The following is a 214-nucleotide window of genomic DNA, read 5'->3' on the forward strand; positions in this document are numbered from 1 at the left end:
ACTACCATCGGCGCTATTGTGTTTCACTTCTGAGTTCGGCATGGAATCAGGTGGGTCCACAATGCTATGGTCGCCAAGCAAATTTTAAAATTCGGAAAACTGTATTTAAAAGTCTATCTCTTCAAACTCATTCAAGGTCTGTCTTTGAGTCCACAAAACCCCTTGGGTGTTGTATGGTTAAGCCTCACGGGCAATTAGTACAGGTTAGCTCAAT

The 214-nt window shown here is 42.5% G+C and carries 1 rRNA gene; it reads right to left on the bottom strand.

Annotation, left to right across the window (positions count from 1 at the left end):
* Nucleotides 1–78 (bottom strand): 5S ribosomal RNA (gene rrf / locus QQ041_RS21665); the annotation flags it as partial.
* Between the last annotated feature and the right edge of the window lie 136 nt (nt 79–214).

Origin of the sequence: Vibrio sp. TMPB1044 (genome assembly GCF_030442075.1) — a bacterium.
In the GTDB taxonomy this organism is placed as follows: Bacteria; Pseudomonadota; Gammaproteobacteria; order Enterobacterales; family Vibrionaceae; genus Vibrio; species Vibrio satsumensis.